Raw genomic sequence first — 3,800 nt, 5'->3', positions numbered from 1 at the left:
GCGCCTGGTCGCCTTTCGCGAGGCGAACCGCGCGCGCGAGCCATTGTGGCACAATGCACCGGTTGCGCCTTTCGGCGACATCAAGGCGCGCCTGCTGATCGTCGGCCTTGCGCCGGGGATGCAGGGCGCCAACCGCACCGGCCGTCCCTTCACCGGCGATTATGCCGGCGACCTGCTCTACACCACGCTGCTCGAATACGGATTCGCCAAGGGCCAATATCGGGCGCGTCCCGACGACGGCCTGAAGCTGGTCGACTGCCGGATCGCCAATGCGGTGCATTGCGTGCCGCCGCAGAACAAGCCGCTGCCGGTCGAGATCAACACCTGCCGGCAGTTTCTCGCCGCGAATCTCGCAACGATGCCGAACCTGCGCGCGATCGTCGCCCTCGGGCGCATTGCGCACGACACCGTGCTCAAGCCGCTGAACCTGAAGGGATCGCAAGCCCCCTTCGGCCACGGCGCCGTGCATCAGGCCGGCGCATTCAGGCTCTACGACAGCTATCACTGCTCCCGCTACAACACGAACACCCGCGTGCTGACGCCGGACATGTTCCGCTCCGTGTTCGCGAAGGTGAAGGCCGACCTCGACTAATCCCTAGACAAGCCTTTGGCCGGATTGGCCTTCAGCCAGTCCAGCACATCGCCGGCGTTCCGGTCGGGCGGAAACACCGGATAGAACACATGCGTGATCCTGGCGTCGTCGACGATCAGCGCAAGGCGCTTGATCAGCGTCAGGCCCGCAACCTCCATGGTCGGCAAATTCAGGGCGCGCGTGAGCGCCAGCTTCTCGTCCGAGAGCACCGGGAACGGCAGATGCAGCCGCGAGGCCATCTCGGTCTGGTACGCGTTGCTCTGGGTCGAGAGGCCGAACACCTGCGCGGCGCCGGCGGCCTTCAGCTCGGCGAACAGATCGCGAAACGCGCAAGTCTGCGGCGTGCAGCCGCGCGCGCCCGGGATCATGTCCCAATCGTCGACCAGCGCGATCTTGCCGGGCTCGCCGGTGCGCGGATAGGCGAACACCACGGTCCGGCCACGCAGCGCCGACAGCGCGACTGACGTGTCGTCAGTGGCGAGCAGGCTGACCGGCGGCAGCGTCATGCCTTTCAGGTGCGCGGCGCCGCCGTCATCCGCGGGGGCGGGAATCCGGGTCCAATCAACCTCGAGCAGGTTTCTCTGAGTCATCCCGCTATCCCCTCGCCCGCATCAGGCGGCCCTTCTCCCGGCTCCAGTCGCGCTTCTTCTCGGACTCGCGCTTGTCGTGCAGCTTCTTGCCTTTTGCAACCGCGAGCTGCAATTTCGCGCGACCACGCTCGTTGAAGTAAAGCTTGAGCGGGATCAGCGTCATGCCTTCGCGGTCGACCGCTCCCATCAGCTTGTTGATCTGCTTGCGATGCAGCAGCAGTTTTCGCGGCCGCTTGGGCTCGTGATTGAAGCGGTTGCCCTGAAGATATTCCGGAATGGTGGCGTTGATCAGCCAGATCTCGCCGTCCTTGGAATCGGCGTAGGATTCCGCGATCGTGCTCTTGCCGTTGCGGATCGACTTGACCTCGGTGCCGGTCAGGGCAATGCCGACCTCGATCGTATCCTCGATCGCATAGTTGAAGCGGGCCTTGCGATTTTCCGCCATGACCTTGATCGGACGTTCATTCTTGTCGGCCATGGGGGACAAACCTGATCGAGATGCGCGAGGACGCTAACAGTTTGGATGAAGCGCGCGCGTCAAGACTTCTTGAGGAGATCGCGGATCTCGGTCAGCAGCTCGACCTCGGCCGACGGCTTCGGCGGAGCGGCAGGCTCCGCCTCGTCCTTGCGCTTCAACTTGTTCATGGCACGGATCACCAGGAACAGCACGAAGGCAATGATGATGAAGTTGATCGTCAGCGTGAGGAAGTTGCCCCAAGCCAAGACGGCACCCTGCTTTTTCGCGTCCGCGAGATTTGCGGCGGTGACCTTGCTCGAAAGCGGCGTGAAGTAGTTCGAGAAGTCGAGGCCGCCGGTAACTGCGCCGATGATGGGCATGATCACGTCGCCGACCAGCGACGTCACGATGGCGCCGAAGGCCGCACCGATGATGACGCCGACCGCGAGGTCAACGACGTTGCCCTTCATGGCGAATTCGCGGAACTCCGTGAGCATCCGCGTGCCTCTTTCCTCGATCGCCATGAAAGCTCCCCGATCGGCCAGCGCGTCAGTTGATGAGGCCGGCATGAACCATTGCGCTGCGCACGGCAACGCGGGTCGGCTCGGTGACCGGCACCATCGGCAGCCGCAGCGTCTCGTCCAGCTTGCCGAGCAGCGACAGCGCGTACTTGATCGGCGCCGGATTGCTCTCGATGAAGAGGTTGTTGTGCAGCGGCATCAGCTTGTCGTGCAGCTTCAGCGCGGTGGCATGATCGCCCTTCGCCCAGGCGGCCTGGAACTCCGAGCACAGCCGCGGCGCGACGTTCGAGGTCACCGAGATGCAGCCATGGCCGCCATGGGCCATGTAACCCAGGATGGTCGCATCCTCGCCCGAGAGCTGGTTGAAGTCCTCGCCCATTGCCGCGCGCTGCTGCGAGACGCGAACCATGCTGGCGGTGGCGTCCTTGACGCCGGCGATGTTCTTCAGCTCCCACAGCCGCGCCATGGTGTCGACCGACATGTCGATCACGGAACGCGGCGGGATGTTGTAGATGATGATCGGAATCCCGATCGCGTCGTTGATCGCCTTGAAGTGCTGGTACATGCCTTCCTGGGTCGGCTTGTTGTAGTAGGGCGTCACGACCAGAACCGCGTTGGCGCCCGCCTTTTCAGCGTGCTGGGCGAGCTCGATCGCCTCCTTGGTCGAGTTGGAGCCGGCGCCGGCGACGACAGGCACGCGGCCTTTCGCTTCCTCGATGCACCATTCGACGACCTTCTTGTGCTCGTCATGGCTCAGCGTCGGGCTCTCGCCGGTGGTGCCGACCGGGACCAGGCCGTTGGTGCCCTCCGAAATCTGCCAGTTGACCAGGGAGCGGAACGCCGCCTCGTCCAGCGAGCCGTTCTTGAACGGCGTGACCAAGGCGGTGAACGATCCCCGGAATTTCGTCTTGGCTGCCATGGACTTCCTCCGTACGCGGCGATCTCGAGCAAGCCGCATTCATATCGGGTCTATCCCGCCGGTAAAAGACCCGCTTCCGTGTGACGCACGGGTTTAGGCCGCGATTTTGCCGCGGTGGTGGTGCAAACCCGGCAAAGGTAAGCGGCTGTTGGTATTTGTCCGCATATTCAATCAAATATAGCCAGATCTTGTACAGCTAGGTCTTGAGCCAATTGACTGATTCGGGGCGACGAAACGCCGTGATCTCCTTTCCGCGCGCCGCATGGCGATCCACCGGTCTGGTCGTGTGCCTGATGGCAGGGCTGTCGGCCGGCTGCGCCGCCTGGGCCAAATCCAATGAGACAACCGCGGAGACCGCCAAGGAAACCGCGAAGGAAATCGCAAAGCCAGCCGCCAAGGACACCACGAAGGGGGCGTCCAAGGGAACCGGCAAGGACATTTCGAAGGACGCCGCCAAGGGCGCAAGCAAGGGCGCGACCAGTCCACCCGCCAAGGATGCCGCGAAGAAGCCTGCCAAGGACGCTGGCAAGGATGCTGGCAAGAACGCAGGCAAGGAACCTGCAAAGGACAAGCTGAAGCCTGCGGCTGTCGCGCCGAAACCTCAGCCGGCCGCTGGCGGCTCGGTCCCGAAGACCGCACCCGCACCGGCAGCAACGGCCATCGTCAGACCGACCGCCCCGGCCTCCGCCAAGCCCGTCGCGGCTCCTGTCCTGGCTCCGGC

5 protein-coding genes and 1 pseudogene are annotated in these 3,800 nt (G+C 63.9%); 2 read left to right on the top strand and 4 right to left on the bottom strand.

Annotated features, from left to right (window positions below; genetic code table 11):
* Nucleotides 1-592 (top strand): uracil-DNA glycosylase (locus tag IVB32_RS09915; RefSeq protein ID WP_247410272.1); only part of this gene is annotated, 592 nt, incomplete at its 5' end.
* Here IVB32_RS09915 and IVB32_RS09910 read toward each other — a convergent pair.
* Genes IVB32_RS09910 through dapA form a run of 4 tightly spaced genes read right to left on the bottom strand, consistent with a single transcriptional unit; the run spans nucleotide 589 to nucleotide 3,079 of the window.
* Complete coding sequence (locus IVB32_RS09910) at nucleotides 589-1,182, bottom strand: peroxiredoxin (protein ID WP_085351429.1); 594 nt, start codon at nucleotides 1,180-1,182, stop codon at nucleotides 589-591. The genes IVB32_RS09915 and IVB32_RS09910 overlap by 4 nt on opposite strands.
* A gap of 4 nt (nucleotides 1,183-1,186) precedes the next feature.
* Nucleotides 1,187-1,660 (bottom strand): SsrA-binding protein SmpB, encoded by a 474-nt coding sequence (smpB, locus tag IVB32_RS09905; RefSeq protein ID WP_007603387.1) that lies wholly within the window; start codon nucleotides 1,658-1,660, stop codon nucleotides 1,187-1,189.
* A gap of 59 nt (nucleotides 1,661-1,719) precedes the next feature.
* The gene (gene mscL / locus IVB32_RS09900; protein ID WP_085351428.1) at nucleotides 1,720-2,163 is read right to left on the bottom strand and encodes a large conductance mechanosensitive channel protein MscL; all 444 of its coding nucleotides are present in this window, start codon (nucleotides 2,161-2,163) and stop codon (nucleotides 1,720-1,722) included.
* Nucleotides 2,164-2,188: 25 nt separating this feature from the next.
* Entirely contained in the window at nucleotides 2,189-3,079 is an 891-nt protein-coding gene (dapA, locus tag IVB32_RS09895; RefSeq protein WP_007603384.1) for a 4-hydroxy-tetrahydrodipicolinate synthase, read from the bottom strand.
* 239 nt (nucleotides 3,080-3,318) lie between these two features.
* On the opposite strand from dapA, the pseudogene IVB32_RS09890 reads away from it, so the two are divergent.
* Nucleotides 3,319-3,800, top strand: a pseudogene (locus IVB32_RS09890) (lytic transglycosylase domain-containing protein); the annotation flags it as partial.

It is taken from the genome of Bradyrhizobium sp. 23 (assembly GCF_023073295.1).
Classification (GTDB): domain Bacteria; phylum Pseudomonadota; class Alphaproteobacteria; order Rhizobiales; family Xanthobacteraceae; genus Bradyrhizobium; species Bradyrhizobium canariense_D.
Note: the sequence above shows the minus strand (reverse complement) of the source record. Positions and strands in the feature narration are given on the sequence as shown.

What these genes read in the sequence shown, in the direction of transcription:
- IVB32_RS09910 (WP_085351429.1), bottom strand. Translation starts at nt 1,182, where the DNA reads ATGACTCAGAGAAACCTGCTCGAGGTTGATTGGACCCGGATTCCCGCC.
- smpB (WP_007603387.1), bottom strand. Translation starts at nt 1,660, where the DNA reads ATGGCCGACAAGAATGAACGTCCGATCAAGGTCATGGCGGAAAATCGC.
- mscL (WP_085351428.1), bottom strand. Translation starts at nt 2,163, where the DNA reads ATGGCGATCGAGGAAAGAGGCACGCGGATGCTCACGGAGTTCCGCGAA.
- dapA (WP_007603384.1), bottom strand. Translation starts at nt 3,079, where the DNA reads ATGGCAGCCAAGACGAAATTCCGGGGATCGTTCACCGCCTTGGTCACG.